Source organism: uncultured Campylobacter sp. (assembly GCF_905371695.1).
In the GTDB taxonomy this organism is placed as follows: domain Bacteria; phylum Campylobacterota; class Campylobacteria; order Campylobacterales; family Campylobacteraceae; genus Campylobacter_A.
Genome location: NZ_CAJPMA010000035.1, coordinates 1 through 15,968, shown reverse-complemented (window position 1 = coordinate 15,968; position 15,968 = coordinate 1). Strand labels below are relative to the sequence as shown.

Sequence of the window (15,968 nt, the reverse complement as noted above, 5' to 3'; positions counted from 1 at the left end):
TTTTAATATTATCGTGTGTTTCTTTTGTTGCAATTGCATGGAGATCACGCCTAACACAGGAATCCAGCAGTATTGTAAATTCTTAGTCACGTATGCGTCTAAGAAGTAAAATAGGTTAAAATAGGACCAGTATAAATCGGATAAAAAGCAGAGCCAAGCCGGGCGGCTTGGTAAAAGTATTATTTTTCATTCTTATATTTCAAAACCATCGCGTAAATTTCGTCTTTTAGCAATAGTTTTTCCTTTTTTAGCTTATCTAGCTCCAAATCATTGCCCGCGCCGATCTTATCGATTTGATCGTTAAGATCGTCGTGTTTTTGGCAAATTTTGTCAAAATGCGCGTTTTTTGCGCGGAGTTCCTTGATTAAGTCGGTGTATTCATGTAGCATTTTTTCTCCTTTTTTTGTTGGTTTGTAAAATCTTACCCAAAATTACGTAAATTTTTGATTATGAGCGGTAGTCGGCGTTAATGCTTACGTATTCGTGTCCCAAATCGCAGCCGTAAGCGCTAAATTTCGCGCCGCCCATACCCAAGTCGCAGCTAATTTTATAGCTTGATTTTTTCATTACCGCGTGGGCGGCCGCCTCGCGCGCCTCGTCTAACTCGCGGTGCGCGTCGTCGTAGACCAAAACGTCGTCGTAGCGGATTATTAGTTTTGCATCGTCGCACTCTACCCCGCTTGCACCTATCGTGGAGGCTATACGCCCCCAGTTTGGATCCTCGCCGAATATCGCCGTCTTTACTAGCAGAGAATTTGATAGCGCCTTTGCCACGCATTGCGCTTGAAACTCATCCGCCGCGCCGCATACCTCAAACTCGACTACTTTCGTGCCGCCTTCTCCGTCGCGTACTAGCATCAAAGCTAGCTCTTTCGTGATTTTATTTAGCGCCGCCCTAAATGCCTCTTTGTCGTAAATTTTAGCCGTTCGCGAGGTTAGTAGCATCGCCGTGTCGTTCGTAGAAGTGTCGCCGTCGACGCTTACGGCGTTAAAGCTTTGCTCGCAAGCCTCGCTTAAAAGCGCGTCCATATCGGCCTTCGGCACGTCAGCGTCGGTTAGAATAAAGCAAAGCATCGTAGCAAGACAAGGATTTATCATCCCGGCACCCTTGCAGATCGCCGCGATCTTAAATTTTGATCCGTCCGCTAAAACGACTTCGTAAGCAAGCTCTTTTTTAAAGCTATCCGTCGTCATGATCGCTCTTACCGCGGCGTCGCTATCTCTTGCGTCAAAGTCGAATTTGCTAAATGCGGCCGAAATTTTAGGTAAATTTAGTCGGTAGCCGATTACGCCCGTAGAGCTCATCACGGGGTTTATCAGCTTAAAATTTATGCGCGTTTTCAGTTCGTCAAATAGCGCGTCTATGTCGCTAACGCCCGCTGCGCCGGTCATTGCGTTCGCGTTTTTGGAATTTAGCAAGATAAAATTCGTCTTAAAATTTTGTCCGTAGCGCAAAAAATGGCGAATCGGCGCGGCTTTAAATTTATTCGACGTAAATTTAGCGCTTACGTCCACGGGCTCCTGCGCGCGGATAAATCCTAGATCGTTGCCATCTTTTTTAAAGCCCGCACTCACGCCGCCGAAATAAAATCCGTCAATGTTTTCTAATCCGCGTTCCAGCGGCACAATCTTAAACATATTTAAACTCCTCGGGTTTGTGTTTATTTTTTATAACGCGCTTGGTTAAACGGATGCCTTCGACGGTTCCGATTACTAGCAGCTTAGTGCCGGTTCCGATTAGCGTATCGCCCGTGGGCATCGGGATAAATTTACCGTTTGCGTCGCGGATACCTACTACGTCGACGTTCGTTATATTCCTCAAATGAGTCTCTCTTAAGCGTTTAAAACGCACCCAGGAATAATCGGGTACTAAAATTTCCTCGATGTCGATAGGCGAGTCTTTTTTATATAAAAATTGTTCGAGCAAATTTTCCATGTCGGGACGCACGCTCATCGCGCTTAGGCGCTGAGCGACTAGACGAGAGGGGCTGACGACGGTATTTGCGCCTAGTTTTTTAAGTCGCTCGGCATCGTCTTCGTTATCGGAATTAGTCATAACAAAATACGCCCTGCGTCTATCGATTTCCTTTTCATAAAGGCGCACCGACGCTATTAGCGCGATATTATCGGCGATATTTGGGCTAAGCGTAATAAGTCCTTTTGCGCTTGAAAGGTGCGTCTTTAAAAACGCCGTTTGCGTGTGGGGCAAGGCGTTTATGAAATACGGATATTTGTATTTTTCTGCAAGCTCGGGCAGATCTTCTCTGCTATCTACCACTACGAAAGGAATGTGGTTTTCGCGAAATTGCGCGCTAAGCTCGATGGTGTAGAGATTGTGGTAGCAGATGACGAAGTGGTTTTTAAGCCGCGCGATTTTGTAAAGCATGCGTCTTTCCTTTAAGATATTTATCAAAGCTCCCTTTTTTAAAACCTCGATTAAAATACCGATGGAAAAAGTAAAAACCGCAAATCCCAGCAGAATAAACGTGATGGTAAAGAGTCGCCCTTTTGCCGAGATCGGCGCGACCTCAGTAAAGCCGACCGTAGTAAAGGTCATTCCCGCTTGATAAAGCGCGTCGATTAGCGTGAAGTTGTCGATAAAAACGTATCCTAGCGCGCCGAACATCATCATTAAGACGACGCATATCAGCGGTAGCCTAAACGGTCGGAGTTGTTCGTAAAGTTCTGTATTTAGATTGATTTCGGGTTTTTGGGAGCTAGACCAGTTGAGGAATTTTAACAGCCTTGCTAGCAAAGACATAAATTCCTCTTAAATTTCATATCAGTTTGATTGCTTTTTCATCGTTCTTAGCGTAGAAGCCGCGACTTTTATTTTTCTAGTCGTACCGTCTTCTAGCGTAACGCGAATCGTGCGAAGATTAGGCAAAAATCTTCTTTTAGTCCTATTCTTGGCGTGGCTTACGTTGTTGCCGACCATCGGACCTTTGCCTGTAATAGCGCATTTTCTTGACATTTTTCATCCTTCTTAAACAAAAATTTCGGCAGATTGTATCCAAAATAAACAAAATCGGCGCTTAAAAGCCTGAAAATTCGGTTAAATTTGTTTTTATGAAAAAGTAGATAAAATCACGCAAAATTCGATAAAAATTAAAGTAGGTTTATGCTTTTTTTAGATCAAGCGGATAAAATTTTACGGCACGTTTTAAATACTCCGGAAGTCGTTTTAAAGTTTCAAGACGCGCTAGATATCGGCGATACGCAAGCCGCTATCGATGCGCTTCAAACCGATAAAATGTTTCGGGTTTATTTTTCCGCGGTCGCTAAAAAAGGCGGTTTTTGCGCTAGCGAGCACCCGCAAGATCTAAGCGATTTCGCAAAGAGCGTCGGCGAAGATATTTTTCGCGCGGTCGTGATTTCCTACGCATTTTTTTTAAAATCTCCCAAAAGCTGGAAAATTTTTAACGTCGACGCTATGAAGTTAGTCGAATTTAACGCGCGAATTTTAGCCGATTGGGTTAAAATTCTAACTCATATTAGGAAGAAAAACGCTCAAAATTTAACTCTCGCTTCAAGCGCCTCGCTTATTTTTATCGTATGCGAGTTAGCTTTCGCGGACCGCGAAAATTTAGAGCAAATCATTAAAATCTCAGACCTAAGCTACGATAAAATTTTGAGAAATTCGTGGGGAAAGGGGCTGCTTAAAATCGCTTGCGAAGCGGTAGATTGGGACTTTAATAAAGTTAGTGTGATCAATCGTCGCGTAATTTATTATTTTGAGCTACTTTTAATTTACGAGCTGCAAAGACCCGAATTTCGGGCGTTTAAATTTTCGGAAGTCATCGCGCTGCAAAGCGGGGCGAGCTACGAAATGGTTTTGGATTTTAACAGGGCGATGAGATGAAACTCGTATTCCAGGGCTCGCTCGCGATTTTTACGCCGTTTGGGTTTTTACAAAATGCGCCCGAGTTTAAGATTAAGCCCGAGCAAAAAAGGCAAATTTTAATAAAAAATAGCGCTTGCGCGTTGCTATCGCTAAAATACGTCGTGCTTTTCGATGAAGCGAGCGTAAAGCAAGCGCTAGCGGAGCTAATTAGCGTTTGCAAAGAGCTAAAAATAAGCGCCGGCGTTTGCGATTTTAGCGACGCGCTTTGCGACCTGTTAGTGAAATTTTGCGGTAATACGCCCGGTTTATCGCTATTTGAAACGAGGCGAATCGCTAGCTTATTTTTAGGCGAGCGCGTCGAGGAGTGCGGCGAAATTTTATTGTTTAACGAAAATGCGCAGTATAGGCGTTTGATGCAAGGATATCTAAAAGAGCGCGGATACGATACGCAAGCGGCGGTCGGTAAGCGCGAATTTTCGGAGTTAAAGCCGAAATTTACGTGCGCGATCGGCTCTAAAACGCACGCGGTTTTTTCTAGTAAGGATTTGGAAATTTTTATTAGAAAAGAGGCGGTAATTTACCGCGCTAGCGGACTAATCGATTCTGAATTCGCGAGTAAATTCGATAAAGAAGGATACGAGAGGTTTTTACGCTCGGGGTTTAAAAATTTCGCGTTTTGGATAAATACGGCTAGCGGATTAAACGCGCACGGAGCGAGTTTTTTGATTAAACTTAGCGCGCAAGGAGCGAAGCTAGGCGCGACGCTCGCGCTTTGCGGGCTTAATGAGGGCAGCTTATCCGAAAGCTTGGTTTTACTGCTAAAAGGCGCTAATATCTTAATTTATAAGAATTTAGACGCGTTTTTTGACGGCGTAAAGGGCGCTTCCGCCGTTAGCGCGCGGATTGCGGAGGATGCCTCCGCTAGGCGTATAACCAAAGATATCGTAGAAATTTTACCGCAGATCGTTTCTTGCGCGACGGGCGTTTTGGAGCCGCTTTACGGCGAAAATTTTACCGCAAGCACGCAAATTTCGCCGTTTAGCTACGAAGTAAGCGAGGGCGGGATTTACGCTAGCGCTCTATTTTACGGCGAATTCGAGATAAAAATTATACTCGCGCTAGAAATTTCGGCGGTCCAAAAAATGCATAAAATTTTATGTATAGAGGACGAAAACGGCGGAGCGAGAGAGATATTCGAGCTAATTTTAACCCGAATTTCGGCGCTTTTTGCCGCGCTTAATTTAAATACGAAGCTGTGCGCCCCCAAAATTTGCGGCAAATACGCAAGAAGCGGCGAGGGTAAGGGCGCGCAGGTCTTGCTAAGCGCGGGGCAGACCCGGGTAGGCGCTCTATTCGTAACTAAATAAAGGAAAAAAATGTATGTAGCACCGAGTATTTTATCGGCCGATTTCGGGCGGCTTGGCGAGGAAATCGCGGCGATCTGCGAAGCAGGGGCGGATTTAGTTCACGTAGACGTTATGGACGGACATTTCGTGCCTAACCTCACCATCGGACCCGTCGTCGTAAACGCCGTCGCAAAGGCGGCTACAAAGCCGCTAGACATTCATCTAATGGTGCAAAACAATACCTTTTTCGCCGATCTTTTTTTGCCGTTAAAGCCTAAATTTTTAAGCTTTCACGTCGAGGAGGAGAAGCACCCGCTTCGCCTAATCGATCACGTTAGAAAGCGCGGCGTAAGCCCCGCCGTCGCGTTAAATCCGCATACGCCGATATCCGCGCTTGAATATATAATAAACGACGTAGATATGGTGCTTTTAATGAGCGTAAATCCAGGATTCGGCGGGCAGAGCTTTATGTCGTCGGTGCTTGATAAAACGCGCCGCCTTCGCGAGCTAATCGATGCCAAGGGCGCAAAGTGCCTAATCGAAATCGACGGCGGTGTAAACGGGTTAAACGCGCCCGATTTAGAGGAGGCGGGCGCTGATATTTTAGTCGCGGGCAGTTATATTTTTTCGTCTAATTCCTATTCGCAGGCGATTAGTTCTATAAAGATGGAATTTTGAAAAAAAACGCTCAACGCCTCGAAAATTTGCTAAATTTGCTTGCCGGCAAAAGTATGCCTTACGCCGAGTTCGTTGCAAAATTTTCGGACGTACCGGAAATTTCCGCCGTTATCGACGCGTGCGATCTATCTATGTGGCGCGCGCTCGGGCTTGACGTAGGTAAAAACGAGCTAGGCGAAGTCGAGCTAGCCACGCGCTTTCGCGGGATAGACGAGCAGGAATTTTGCGTCGTGGATATAGAAACAAGCGGCGGCGTAAATAGCGGGCAGATCATCGAAATAGGCGCGATCAGATTGCAAAACGGCTGCGAAATAGGGCGGTTTGAAACCTTCGTAGCAGCACCCGAGGTACCTGAAAATATCACGCAGCTAACCGGCATTAGCGCTCTTGATCTAATAGGCGCTCCTAGCCTAAAAAGCGCGCTTGAAAGGTTTAAGATTTTCCTAGGCGAAGCCGTGTTCGTCGCGCATAACGTAAATTTCGACTACGGATTTATCTCGCACAGCCTCTCTCGGATCGGGCTTGGAATTTTACTAAATCGCAAACTCTGCACGATAGATTTGGCGCGCCGCACGATCGCCTCGCAAAAATACGGACTAGACTCTCTAAAAGAACTGCTAGGCATACATAACGCCCACCACCGCGCGCTAAACGACGCGATATCGGCGAGCGAGATTTTAAAATACGCGTTTACGAAGTTGCCGTTTAGCGTGCAGACGACGGAGGATCTGATAAAATTTAGCAAGAGCGCGCCGAGTATGAAAATAAATCCGAATCCCTCCCTCGCGGGCTAAACGCGCCGTCTCGCCGCGCTAACTTCGGGCTTAAATTTTACGATTCGTAAATTTAAGCGCAAATTTCATTCTCGCAAGCCGCGAATTTGGGCTCGCTAAAATACTAATCAACTCTCTTTTAAGAGCTTAGCCGCGATTAGATCGGCTTTGGCTTTGTCCGTATCTTTTTTTACGGATTTATAAATTTTAGAGATGTAATTTTCCAAAATTTCGTGCGAATTTATGATTTTTTCGCCTTCTTTGCGCGCTACCTTTTGATATTCGCCGTCGTTTTGTAGCTCAAACGCCAAGTCGTTGTCGTTTAGCTGAAGCTCTAAAATTTCTAGCAGCCTCTCTTGCAGGCGCGGCTCGAATATCGGCGTCATCAGCTCCAATCTGCGCTCCAAATTTCGCGGCATCCAGTCCGCGCTCGAAATGTAAATTTTAGGTTCGGCGTGTTTAAAATACAAAATTCTCGCGTGTTCTAGGTATTTGCCGATGATCGAGCGCACGCGGATATTCTCGCTTTTGCCTGCTACGCCCGGGCGCAGTCCGCACACGCCGCGCACGATGAGGTCGATCTTTACGCCCGCTTTTGAGGCTAGGCTTAGCTCTTTTATTACGTCTGCGTCGATTAGCGCGTTCATTTTAGCGATTATACGCCCTTGCTCGCCCTTGCTCGCCTCGAATTTTATCTTTTCGACGATGCGCTCTTTTATCTGAAAGGGTGACATCGAAAGGGTATTTAGACGGCGATTTTTATTGTATCCCGACAAGATGTGAAAAAAGGTAGTCGAGTCGTTAGCAAACTCTTCGCGGCTCGTAAACAGGCTTACGTCGGTGTAAATTTTAGCCGAGCTGCCGTTATAGTTGCCCGTGCCTAGGTGCATGTAAAATTTTAGCTTGTCGCCCATTTGACGGATGACTTGGCTTATCTTGGCATGCACTTTAAAGCCCGTAATGCCGTAGATCACGTGCGCGCCCGCGTCTTCTAGCGCCTTTGCCCAGTGCAGGTTGTTTTCCTCGTCAAAGCGCGCTTTTAGCTCGACCATTACCGTTACTTGCTTGCCGTCGCTTGCGGCGTCGATTAGGCTTTGAATGATCGGCGAGTTTTTATCCACGCGGTAAAGCGTCATTCTAATAGATATAACCTTGGGGTCCTTGCACGCCTCTTTAATAAACTGCACGACGGGATCGAAGCTTTCAAAAGGGTGGATTAGCAGCACGTCCTCTTTATCTATGGCATCGAAAATATTTACGTTATCGCCGAAGGGCGGCAAGGTTTTGGGCGCGTAGGGCGGGTTTGCCAGATGGCTGAAATCTTTATTCCCCGCGATCTGCCAAAGCGAGCCTAGCGTTAGCGGAACGGATGAGAAATAGATGTCTTTGTGGAAAATTTTCATATGGAAATTTAAAAATTCCAAAATTTCCGTATCCGCGTCGGCGGCTATTTGCATTCGCACGAAAGCCCCTTTTCGGCGCAGTTTCAGTCCTTGCTCCAAAATCAGCATAAAATCGTCGGCCTCTTCCTCTTCGATAACGATATCGGCGTTTCGCGTGACTCTAAAAGCCGCCGAGCTAATTAGGCGGTATCCGGGGAAAATCTCTTCCGCATGGCGATGCACGACGGTTTCAATAGGCACGTAAACGTTTGCGCTAGGTTGGCAAAATCTCGGCAAAACGCGCGAAATTCGGATCATGCCGAATTTTAAAATTTCGGGATGCTCGACGTCCGCCAGCTTTACGGCGAGCGAGAAGCTAAGGTTGTTCAGATGCGGGAAAGGGTGCGTCGCGTCTACCGCGATAGGTACGATGACGGGTAGGATATTCGAGAAAAAATATTCGTCGCATTTGGCTTTTAGCGCGCCGTCTAGTTCGTCGTAGTTTTTGATGAATAAATTTTGCCTAGCGAGTCCTAGTTTTGCATTTTCGTAGTGCCTTTCCACTACCTTTTGCTCGCCTTGGAGATATTTGCGGATCGCTTTTAGTTGATCTAGCGGGCTCATCTCGTCCTCGCCGCTAGTGGTGACGCCCGCGGCGAATAGCTGTTTAAGTCCGGCGATGCGGATCATGTAAAATTCGTCCAAATTCGTCATATAAATCGCTAGAAATTTTAGCTTTTCAAGTAGCGGGATATCTTTTTCGCATTGAGCTAAAACGCGCGTATTAAAGCGCAGCCAGCTAAGCTCTCTATTTATAAATAGGCTATTTTCGTCGCTCATTTTTTATCCTTTAAAATTTGTCTATTTTATGATTAGTCGGTTAAAATTCGGCTAAATTTAGCTACAATAACGCAAATTCTCAAAGGAAAGCAATGTCTGATTACGTTATTTTAGTCGGAATTTTCTTGGCGTTCGTAGCGATATTTGCGGTATTTAAAAAAATATCATTCTAAACTTTTGCAAAATTCTCCGCTCCACCACAGCAAGGCGAATAATAACCCAAATCCCTTAACTTTACTCTCGTCGTACATAAAATTTTTGGCCTGAGTTCTAGGAATAAAAACTAGCTTTATATCTTCGCCGTCGATGCCGCCGCCTTCGTTTACGCGCATATTTTCGTTAATTCGCGCGTAAAACATCGTCTGCGCGTTGCCTCCGAAGCCGAACGAACCGTAAGTCGTAGTAATGCGCCTTATTTCGCAAAGCTCGTAGCCTACCTCCTCGGCCGCTTCCTCGCGGATAGTTTGCTCCAAACTTTTGCCCTTATCCATTAGCCCCGCGCAAAGTTCGTAGGTGTAGCCTATTTCGGCGGAATTTAAACCCTCTTTTTGCAGGTTATACCACACCGCCGGGCGAAACTGCTTAACGAATAAAAACGCGTCTTTTTGCTCGTGGTAAAGCAGTACCGATACGCTGTCGTGTACTTTGACGCAGTCCCATCGGCGGCGCGCGCCGTTTTGCGTAAAATTTATACTATAAGGCTTTATAAAATTAGATTCGGGCATCTCGGAAATTTCGATGTCGGTTATAATAGTATCCATTTTGCCAGTCCTAAAAAGCTAAAAAATCCTATCGCGTCGGTAAACGTCGTAAGAATGACCGCGGAGCCTACGGCGGGGTCTATATTAAAGCGCCTTAGAGTCAGAGGTATTATAGTACCGAAAAAGCCCGCGAAAAATAGGTTTGTAACCATGCTAAGAGCGATTACGACGCCTAGCATGCCTTTGTTAAACCAAACCGCTGCGATCACGCCCATCGCCGCGCCGAAAATTAGCCCGTTTATAAGCGAAATACTCACCTCGCGTTTTAAGACGCTTTTGGCGTCTTTAAACTCGATCTCGCCCAAGGCTAGCCTGCGCACAGTAACGGCTAGTGCCTGCGTGCCGGTGTTTCCGCCCATGGACGCCACGATAGGCATTAAAACCGCAAGCGCTACGTACGCGGCGATCGTTTCGTCAAAAAGCCCGATAATAAACGAGCTAAAAAGCGCGGTTAGTAAATTTATAGCCAGCCAGACGGCGCGGCCGCGGCCGGCTTTTAAAAGCGTATCGTCCTCTTCGGCTTCGTCGTCGACGCCGGCAAGATTATAAATTTGCTCCGTGGCGCTTTCTTGGATATAGTCGTGGATATCGTCGGCGGTTATTCGGCCTAGCAGTATGCCAGTGCTGCTAGTTACGGCGATGACGTTTAGGTCGTAGTCTTGCACCATGTCGGCTACGTCTTGCATGAGGTCCATATCGTTTGCGACGTGGGGTTTGTAGCGATCGGCTTGCGCTTCCTCTATGTTTTGCTTTAAAGTCTTTGAAAAATCAAAAAGTATCAGGTCTTCAAGTGGGATGGCATACTCCAAAACGCCCTCTTTATCGACGATAAAAAGCTGCGAGACGTTTTCTAGTTTTCCCTCTTGCTTCTCGCGCCTAAGCCTAGCTACGGCGTTTCCTAGCTTCTCCTCTAAATGTGCGGAGAAAAGCTCGGTCTGCATGTGCGCGCCGGCTCTATCTTCTTCGTAGCTTCTAAGCCTTAAAATTTCGTTTTGATTGTCTCTATCTAGCTCGTTAAAAAGCTCTCTGGCCTTGTTTTCGTCGATGTCTTCGATGTATTGAAGCAAATCGGTCGCATCGTCGCTTTCTAGCTCTTCTAGCGCCTCTACGATCTTTTCTGCGGGTAGCTGCTCGATCACGTCTTTTAGCATGTGATCCGGCATCTCGATGGCTACGTCGCCCAGGATCTCGGGATCTAGCTTTTCTAGATACTCTGCAAAAAGCTCCTCGTCGTGCTTTTTTAAGGTTTTTAGGTGCTGGGCTAGCTCGTAGGGCGCTAGTTCTGCGTTTTCGCCTTGTTCGTCCAGGTGGCGGTCGATCAGCTCCTTGGCTTCCTCAAATTCTGCGTTCATTATTACCCTTTAAAATTCTATAAAATCGGGGAAAGATTGAAATTTTTGTAAGGCTTTGTCTTCGGCTATCGCTCGTTTGATTTTTTCGTCGTTTTCGTTTACGATTTGCTTAAATTTGGCCGCTTCTTTTTGATCCGTCAGGGCTTTTACGACTTTGATGGCACTCTCGGGGTTTATCGGATTGTTATTTAGATAAAGTCCGAAATGCAGATGCGGTCCGGTGCTCATACCGCTTGATCCTACGTATGCTATTAACGTGCCTTGCTTTACGTTTATGCCGCTTCTTAAACCCTTTGCGAAGTCGTTTAGATGCGCGTATAGGGTTTCGTAACCGCCTGCGTGCCTAATTATAACTACTCTGCCGTAGCCATTTTTAACCCCTACGAATTTTACTAGCCCGTCGCCCGCGGCCCTTATCGGAGTACCGCGCGGAGCGCCGTAGTCTACGCCTAGGTGCGCGCGGTATCTGCGAAGTATCGGATGGTAGCGTTTAAGCGTAAAAGGCGACGTAACGCGAGCGTTTAAAATAGGGCGGATTAGTAAAAATTTATCGCTTTTTTTACCGGTTCTGTCGTAAAATTTGTCGTCGTATTCATACATTACGTAGCGCTTGTTTTTGGTTTCGATAAACGCCGCGTGGATTTGCGAATTGCCGAATACTCGGCCTAAGCGCTTTTTTTGCGTATAGACGATGACGACGCGGTCGCCCCTGTTTAGCTTTTTAAAATCGACGCTTTCGCCTTTAAAAATTTGATGAAAGCTATTTGCCAGCGAGCCCGAGCCCGTGTAGCTAAAAATATCTTCCGATACCGATTTTTCTATTTTAAAGCTTAAAATTTTATCTTCGGTTTGATAAGAAATAGGAATAAATTCTAATTTATAATTATCTTTTTTGTCTTTAAAAATGTGGATTTGCAGCTCTTCGTTAATGGGGATTAAAACCTGCGAAATTTGATTTGATTTATCGCGTAAAATTTGATACGGAGCCCCAGCTTTTATCTCTGCGGCCAGCTCTTTATCCTCGTCTTCAAGTCCGTTATATAGCGAGTACGGCATACCGTTGGCCTCTAAAAACTGCGATAGCGAAACCCCGTTTTGCCACTCTAAATTTTCAACGCTAGGCCTTATCGCATACAAATTTATAGCTACGATAAAAAAAACCGCTAGCGCTTTAAACATCCCTATCCTTTTTCGTAAAAATCGGCGCTAATGTTACTAAAAAATTGCTTTAATTTTGCAAAAATAAAGCAATTTAAGATATAATCGCCGCAAAATTTTTAAATTTACGGGAGTAGAAATTTGAGACGTTTAATCCTTATTTTATCGCTTTTTCTAAGTTCGCTTTTGGGCGCTAATTTCGAGCTTAAAGAGTACCGCGCGCCTATCATTAGTATAGATGCGGACGATACGGCTACGATAGCCGATAGTCCCGAAATTTTGGTGGGATCAAGCGGCGTGGTGATGCATAAATTTCGCACGGACGAGACGATTATCGCGCGAGTTAGCGTCGTAAGTAAAAGCGGAGGATTCGCGAAAGTGCGCTTTGAAGTATTCGATACGTTAGCTCAGCCGGCGCTGCCGCTTCCCGGTATCGCTCCGCAAAACGGCGACGAGATCGTGCTAAATTATCTTTATAACCGCTCGGTTATCGTAGTGCCTAATAAAGAAATTTACGATGAGGTGATCTCCGCGTTTCCTAATATGATATTTATACATCCCGACATCGTAGGCGCGTATCTAAGCTACGAGTATAAGCCTAATCCTAATCGCGACGACTTTCGTAAAATGTGCAGCCAAAGCGCGGCGGGGCTGATTTTCATCGCGCTAGACGGACGAAGCGTATTTGCGGACTGCCAAAGTTTCGCTATTTTAAAAGAATTTAAGGGCGGCGAGGTCGAATACTATCAACTGCCGTTTTACACCAGAGTTAGCGATATAGATACCGTATTTTGGAAGCTAGACGGCGAGCATATAAATAACTACGACGCTCATTACGAAGGGCTTTTAGAACAAGACGGCGAGCAGCGATGATAGCGCCGCAACACGCTAAATTTTTTGTAAATTTACTAGGCGCGGATAACGCTTACTTCGACGACGCGCACAGGATCGCCTACTGCTACGACGCGACGAAAAAGCGCCATTTACCCGACGGCGTGCTTTTCCCGCGCCACGAAAAAGACGTTAGCGAGATTTTAAAATACTGCAACGAAAACGGGGTCAAAATCGTTCCTAGGGGTGCTGGCAGCGGCTTTACGGGCGGGGCGCTAGCGCACGAGGGCGGCGTGGTGCTTGCATTTGAAAAGCATATGAACAAAATCCTAGAGATCGACATGCAAAACATGGTCGCAGTCGTACAGCCCGGATGCATAAATATAAATTTACAGCGCGAAGCAGAGAAGCTAGGCCTTTTCTACCCGCCAGATCCCGCCAGCCAGGACTACTCGACGCTAGGCGGCAACGTCAGCGAAAACGCGGGCGGCATGCGCGCGGCAAAATACGGCATCACCAAAGACTACGTCATGGCGCTACGAGCCGTGCTGCCTAACGGCGAAGTGATCCGCGCCGGCAAACGCACGATAAAAGACGTCGCGGGATATAATATCGCTGGCATCCTCATAGCCAGCGAGGGCACGCTAGCGGTAATAACCGAAATCACGCTAAAACTCATCGCAAAGCCTAAATTTAGAAAAACGGCGATGGGAATTTTCCCTAGCGTAAACGCTGCGATGAACGCCGTTTATAAGACGATGGCAGCAGGCGTGACGCCCGTAGCCATGGAATTTTTAGACGCTCTTTGCATACGCGCGGTCGAGACTAAATTTAACAAAGGCCTACCGCAAGATGCGGGCGCCTTGCTCATCACAGACGTGGACGGCGACGTTTTAGACGGCCTAGAGCAAGATCTAGCCACGATAGAGCGAGTGTTTAGAGAAAACGGCGCTAGCGAATTTAGACGCGCCAAAGACGAGGGCGAGCGAAACGACATCTGGTTTGCCCGCCGTAACTGCTCGCAGGCGATAAATATCTATGGAAATTTAAAGCTAAACGAGGACATCACGGTGCCGCGCTCAAAGTTGCCCGAGCTGCTAGAGCGCATAGGCGGCGTCGCTGAAAAATACGGCGTTCAGGTGCCGTGCTTCGGACACACTGGGGATGGCAACGTACACACTAACGTCATGGTCGTAGATAAATCCGACCCGGCGCAAGTAGAGAGCGGACACAAGGCGATCGAGGAAATTTTTAAGATCGCAGTGGAGCTTGGCGGCACGCTTAGCGGCGAGCACGGCATCGGCATCAGCAAGGCCGAGTTTATGCCGCTTGCCTTTACGGATGCCGAGATGGAGCTTTTTAGAAGTATCAAAAAGGCGTTTGACCCGAATAACATCCTAAACCCGTTTAAAATGGGGCTGTAAATGTGACGCAAGGCGTAGCCGATTTTGCCGTATTTATGATCTACGTTGCGGTAGGCGTCGGCGTCCTTGCCCCGATTTTATAAAAAACAAATCATACAAAACCGTCGATTGCGGAAGCCTTGCTTATCTCCCCTAATCCGCTTTTAAAACTACCCATATTTATAATGTGTCTAGACTTTGGCGTTATGGGACTATTTGATGAAGGGTCGCATTTAGAAAAATTAACGGCAAGCCTATACATTGTTTTTATCGCGATGACATAGTTTGCTCACAGGAGGCTAAATCACAGGGCATAAATCTAATGTGCTTTGAAAAAGGCGATCCTGGATGCATTGATGGATATCTACAAAGAAACAAATTTCAAATAACGCTTGGTAACATCGTAGCCGTTTGCTTCATATTTTTGGCATTTATAACGCTGATACAAAAAGGCATCAGGATAGAAAAAGACGGCATCTCAAAAGAGTGGGAGGTTTTGCCGTTTAGATACGCCGAAAAGATAAAATTTGACGAGATGACTTACGGTATAGCCTTTGTAAGGGGCGTAAAAATTATCAAAATAAGAGGCGAAAATAGCAAAAGAGGTTTTGGTGCGGGATTTTTGTATTCGCGAAAAGACGTAGATTTTTTAGAAAATTTGATATTTAAAAAACTAGTCGAAATCTCGGAAGCCAAAGACGCCGAACGCCAAGCTCAAATTTAAATTTATCATTGTAAAATACATAAATTTAAGGACCCAAAATGACCGCGCAAAAAATTGAAAAGATGAAACAAACGCTTAAAATTTGGTTCTCGGCCGCGTTAAAAATCCAAGACGAGCGCCTGATGCACTACGCGTCTAGCCTCAGCTTTCATACGATTATCGCCATTATCCCCGTAATGCTGCTTTCGTTTTCGGTTTTTACGCAGATGCCCGCGTTCGCCCGCCACTACGCGCGCCTTAAAGAATTCGTCTTTTCCGCGCTTTTACCTACGCACAAAGACGTACTGGCAGGCTATATCGACGCGTTTTTGCAAAATAGCTCCGCGCTAGGACTCATCGGGCTTGCCGCGATCGTTTTTACGTCGGCGATGTTTTTTATCGATTACGAATACGTCGTAAACGAGATTATGCCCGCGCCTAAAAAGCGCGGATTTTTCGCCGCTTTAAGCTCGTATTGGACGCTAATCACGCTAGCGCCGTTAGGAGTCGCGTTTAGCTTTTACTTATCTAACGAGTTTCAAGAGCTGCTTGACTCCACGAGCCTTACTAGCTGGATAAATTTTCGCGCGGCATTTGCTTATATCGTGATTTGGGCGATATTTTGCGTGATGTATCTAATCTCGGTAAGTCAGCCTATCGCGCCCAAAAACGCTCTTGTCTCGTCCTTTGCGAGCTCGCTTGCGTGGTATGCGGGTAAGTCGGCGTTCGTCTATTACGCGATTTATAATAAAACATATTTAAGCATCTATGGCTCGTTTTCGGTGTTGCTGTTTTTCTTTTTGTGGATTTACGTGTCGTGGATCATCTATCTTTACGGGCTTAAGCTTTGCGCGTATTTGCAAAATTTAGGCGATAAAGCTTAAACGCAAAATATAA

16 protein-coding genes are annotated in these 15,968 nt (G+C 46.1%); 8 read left to right on the top strand and 8 right to left on the bottom strand.

Annotation, left to right across the window (positions count from 1 at the left end; genetic code table 11):
• Nucleotides 1–179: 179 nt before the first annotated feature.
• Genes QZ147_RS04600 through rpmB form a run of 4 tightly spaced genes read right to left on the bottom strand, consistent with a single transcriptional unit; the run spans nt 180 to nt 2,974 of the window.
• Entirely contained in the window at nt 180–389 is a 210-nt protein-coding gene (locus tag QZ147_RS04600) for a DUF465 domain-containing protein (protein ID WP_295147533.1), read from the bottom strand.
• A gap of 58 nt (nt 390–447) precedes the next feature.
• The gene (gene argJ / locus QZ147_RS04595) at nt 448–1,638 is read right to left on the bottom strand and encodes a bifunctional glutamate N-acetyltransferase/amino-acid acetyltransferase ArgJ (protein ID WP_295147531.1); all 1,191 of its coding nucleotides are present in this window, start codon (nt 1,636–1,638) and stop codon (nt 448–450) included.
• Nucleotides 1,631–2,761 (bottom strand): potassium channel protein, encoded by a 1,131-nt coding sequence (locus tag QZ147_RS04590; RefSeq protein WP_295147529.1) that lies wholly within the window; start codon nt 2,759–2,761, stop codon nt 1,631–1,633. Before QZ147_RS04590 ends, argJ begins: the two co-directional genes overlap by 8 nt.
• A gap of 21 nt (nt 2,762–2,782) precedes the next feature.
• Nucleotides 2,783–2,974: a 50S ribosomal protein L28 gene (gene rpmB, locus QZ147_RS04585; RefSeq protein WP_295147526.1), complete on the bottom strand. Its 192-nt coding sequence runs from the start codon at nt 2,972–2,974 to the stop codon at nt 2,783–2,785.
• Between the two features lie 147 nt (nt 2,975–3,121).
• On the opposite strand from rpmB, the gene QZ147_RS04580 reads away from it, so the two are divergent.
• The 4 genes from QZ147_RS04580 to QZ147_RS04565 are packed head-to-tail and all read left to right on the top strand — an operon-like array spanning nt 3,122 to nt 6,662.
• Nucleotides 3,122–3,862, top strand: a complete 741-nt coding sequence (locus QZ147_RS04580) for a hypothetical protein (protein ID WP_295147523.1) — start codon at nt 3,122–3,124, stop codon at nt 3,860–3,862.
• A complete protein-coding gene (locus QZ147_RS04575) occupies nt 3,859–5,211 on the top strand; it encodes a hypothetical protein (protein ID WP_295147520.1) in 1,353 nt (450 codons plus the stop codon). The genes QZ147_RS04580 and QZ147_RS04575 overlap by 4 nt, the downstream gene beginning before the upstream one ends.
• 9 nt (nt 5,212–5,220) lie before the next feature.
• Nucleotides 5,221–5,868 carry a ribulose-phosphate 3-epimerase gene (gene rpe / locus QZ147_RS04570; RefSeq protein WP_295147518.1) on the top strand — a complete coding sequence of 216 codons (648 nt, stop codon included), beginning with the start codon at nt 5,221–5,223 and terminating at the stop codon, nt 5,866–5,868.
• Nucleotides 5,865–6,662, top strand: coding sequence for a 3'-5' exonuclease (locus QZ147_RS04565; protein ID WP_295147516.1), 798 nt, complete (start codon nt 5,865–5,867; stop codon nt 6,660–6,662). The genes rpe and QZ147_RS04565 overlap by 4 nt, the downstream gene beginning before the upstream one ends.
• 107 nt (nt 6,663–6,769) lie before the next feature.
• Here the strand turns inward: QZ147_RS04565 and QZ147_RS04560 are convergent, their stop codons facing one another.
• From QZ147_RS04560 to QZ147_RS04545, 4 genes are all read right to left on the bottom strand, one after another.
• Entirely contained in the window at nt 6,770–8,863 is a 2,094-nt protein-coding gene (locus tag QZ147_RS04560; protein WP_295147513.1) for an RNA degradosome polyphosphate kinase, read from the bottom strand.
• Between the two features lie 164 nt (nt 8,864–9,027).
• Complete coding sequence (locus tag QZ147_RS04555; protein ID WP_295147510.1) at nt 9,028–9,624, bottom strand: NUDIX domain-containing protein; 597 nt, start codon at nt 9,622–9,624, stop codon at nt 9,028–9,030.
• Entirely contained in the window at nt 9,609–10,976 is a 1,368-nt protein-coding gene (gene mgtE / locus QZ147_RS04550; protein WP_295147508.1) for a magnesium transporter, read from the bottom strand. Before mgtE ends, QZ147_RS04555 begins: the two co-directional genes overlap by 16 nt.
• 9 nt (nt 10,977–10,985) lie before the next feature.
• Complete coding sequence (locus tag QZ147_RS04545; protein WP_295147505.1) at nt 10,986–12,155, bottom strand: peptidoglycan DD-metalloendopeptidase family protein; 1,170 nt, start codon at nt 12,153–12,155, stop codon at nt 10,986–10,988.
• Between the two features lie 120 nt (nt 12,156–12,275).
• On the opposite strand from QZ147_RS04545, the gene QZ147_RS04540 reads away from it, so the two are divergent.
• The 4 genes from QZ147_RS04540 (at nt 12,276) to QZ147_RS04525 (ending at nt 15,955) form a co-directional block, all read left to right on the top strand.
• Nucleotides 12,276–13,007 (top strand): plasminogen-binding N-terminal domain-containing protein, encoded by a 732-nt coding sequence (locus tag QZ147_RS04540; RefSeq protein ID WP_295147502.1) that lies wholly within the window; start codon nt 12,276–12,278, stop codon nt 13,005–13,007.
• On the top strand, nt 13,004–14,389 hold the full coding sequence (locus QZ147_RS04535; RefSeq protein WP_295147499.1) for an FAD-linked oxidase C-terminal domain-containing protein: 1,386 nt from the start codon (nt 13,004–13,006) through the stop codon (nt 14,387–14,389). Before QZ147_RS04540 ends, QZ147_RS04535 begins: the two co-directional genes overlap by 4 nt.
• A gap of 301 nt (nt 14,390–14,690) precedes the next feature.
• Complete coding sequence (locus tag QZ147_RS04530; protein WP_295147498.1) at nt 14,691–15,092, top strand: hypothetical protein; 402 nt, start codon at nt 14,691–14,693, stop codon at nt 15,090–15,092.
• Between the two features lie 38 nt (nt 15,093–15,130).
• Complete coding sequence (locus tag QZ147_RS04525) at nt 15,131–15,955, top strand: YihY family inner membrane protein (protein ID WP_295147496.1); 825 nt, start codon at nt 15,131–15,133, stop codon at nt 15,953–15,955.
• Nucleotides 15,956–15,968: the final 13 nt, after the last annotated feature.

Excerpts from the sequence above, each read along its gene's own strand:
- QZ147_RS04600 (WP_295147533.1), bottom strand. The coding sequence starts at position 389 with ATGCTACATGAATACACCGACTTAATCAAGGAACTCCGCGCAAAAAAC.
- argJ (WP_295147531.1), bottom strand. The coding sequence starts at position 1,638 with ATGTTTAAGATTGTGCCGCTGGAACGCGGATTAGAAAACATTGACGGA.
- QZ147_RS04590 (WP_295147529.1), bottom strand. The coding sequence starts at position 2,761 with ATGTCTTTGCTAGCAAGGCTGTTAAAATTCCTCAACTGGTCTAGCTCC.
- rpmB (WP_295147526.1), bottom strand. The coding sequence starts at position 2,974 with ATGTCAAGAAAATGCGCTATTACAGGCAAAGGTCCGATGGTCGGCAAC.
- QZ147_RS04580 (WP_295147523.1), top strand. The coding sequence starts at position 3,122 with ATGCTTTTTTTAGATCAAGCGGATAAAATTTTACGGCACGTTTTAAAT.
- QZ147_RS04575 (WP_295147520.1), top strand. The coding sequence starts at position 3,859 with ATGAAACTCGTATTCCAGGGCTCGCTCGCGATTTTTACGCCGTTTGGG.
- rpe (WP_295147518.1), top strand. The coding sequence starts at position 5,221 with ATGTATGTAGCACCGAGTATTTTATCGGCCGATTTCGGGCGGCTTGGC.
- QZ147_RS04560 (WP_295147513.1), bottom strand. The coding sequence starts at position 8,863 with ATGAGCGACGAAAATAGCCTATTTATAAATAGAGAGCTTAGCTGGCTG.
- QZ147_RS04555 (WP_295147510.1), bottom strand. The coding sequence starts at position 9,624 with ATGGATACTATTATAACCGACATCGAAATTTCCGAGATGCCCGAATCT.
- mgtE (WP_295147508.1), bottom strand. The coding sequence starts at position 10,976 with ATGAACGCAGAATTTGAGGAAGCCAAGGAGCTGATCGACCGCCACCTG.
- QZ147_RS04545 (WP_295147505.1), bottom strand. The coding sequence starts at position 12,155 with ATGTTTAAAGCGCTAGCGGTTTTTTTTATCGTAGCTATAAATTTGTAT.
- QZ147_RS04535 (WP_295147499.1), top strand. The coding sequence starts at position 13,004 with ATGATAGCGCCGCAACACGCTAAATTTTTTGTAAATTTACTAGGCGCG.
- QZ147_RS04530 (WP_295147498.1), top strand. The coding sequence starts at position 14,691 with ATGTGCTTTGAAAAAGGCGATCCTGGATGCATTGATGGATATCTACAA.
- QZ147_RS04525 (WP_295147496.1), top strand. The coding sequence starts at position 15,131 with ATGACCGCGCAAAAAATTGAAAAGATGAAACAAACGCTTAAAATTTGG.